At 66.9% G+C, this 1,296-nt stretch carries 1 protein-coding gene; it reads left to right on the forward strand.

Annotated features, from left to right (window positions below; genetic code table 11):
- The first annotated feature begins 69 nt into the window (after window positions 1-69).
- A protein-coding gene (locus DEI89_RS17230) for an IS3 family transposase (RefSeq protein WP_110905279.1) occupies window positions 70-1,262 on the forward strand; the annotation gives its coding sequence in 2 pieces (ribosomal slippage) (window positions 70-354 and window positions 357-1,262; 1,191 coding nt in all).
- Window positions 1,263-1,296: the final 34 nt, after the last annotated feature.

Raw genomic sequence — 1,296 nt, forward strand, 5'->3', positions numbered from 1 at the left:
GGGTCTGCTGCACGGATAGGTGACGTCTGATCTGGCTTGCCCGGGAGGGCAGCCTGGAAGGATGCCATCGTGCCCAAGCCCTACCCGCAGGAGTTCCGCGACGATGTCGTGCGTGTTGCTCGGAGCCGTGAGCCGGGAGTGACAATCGAGCAGATCGCCGCCGACTTCGGTGTCCACCCGATGACGTTGACGAAGTGGCTGCGCCGCGCTGCCGTCGAAGACGGGGAGCGTCCCGGAACGACGCGTGCCGAGTCCGACGAAGTCCGTGAGTTGCGGCGGCGGAACCGGCTCCTCGAGCAGGAAGTCGAGGTGCTGCGCCGAGCGGCGGCGTATCTGTCGCAGGCGAACCTGCCGGGAAAAGGCTCTACCCGCTCGTGAGCGAGCTCGCCGCGGACGGGATCCCCGTCGCGGTGACGTGCCGGGTTCTCAAGCTCTCCCGCCAGCCCTACTACCGGTGGCTGGCGGCTCCTGTGTCGCGAACCGAGGTGGTGCGGGCGTATCGGGCGAACGCGCTGTTCGACGCACACGCGGAAGACCCGGAGTTCGGGTACCGGCTCCTCGCCGATGAGGCCTGCGACGCCGGCGAACCGATGGCGGACCGGACCGCATGGACGATCGCGTCGGAGAACGGCTGGTGGAGCGTTTTCGGGAAGAAGCGCGGCAGGAGCGGCAAGAAGCCCGGTCCGGCGGTCCACGACGACTTGTGCACGGTGACCGACGAGCAGGGCCGGACCCGGCACATGTTCGCGGCCGAGGCGCCGAATCGGCTGTGGTTGACCGACATCACCGAGCACAACACCGGCGAAGGCAAGCTCTACCTCTGCGCAATCAAGGACGCCTGCTCGGGTCGGATCGTGGGGTACTCGATCGGCTCCCGCATGAAATCGAGGCTGGCCGTGACCGCGCTGGAGAACGCGGTCCGGATGCGCGGCGACGTCGCCGGATGCGCGCTGCACTCGGACAGAGGATCGCAATTTCGGAGCCGGAAGCTGCGGCAGGCGTTGACGCGCCACGGCATGATCGGATCGATGGGCAGAGTCGCTTCCTGCGGCGACAACGCCGCGATGGAAAGCTTTTTCGCGCTCCTGCAGAAGAACGTCCTGAGCCGACGCACGTGGGCCACGCGCGAAGAACTGCGGATCGCGATCGTGACCTGGATCGAGCGGACCTATCACCGGCGTCGACGTCAGGCCCGCCTCGGCCGATTGACGCCCGTCGAGTTCGAAACCATCATGAAGACCAACGTCGCCCTCGTGGCGTGACTACAACTGTCACCTATCCGTGCAGCAGACCCGT

This window comes from Curtobacterium sp. MCBD17_030 (assembly GCF_003224255.1).
GTDB lineage: Bacteria > Actinomycetota > Actinomycetes > Actinomycetales > Microbacteriaceae > Curtobacterium.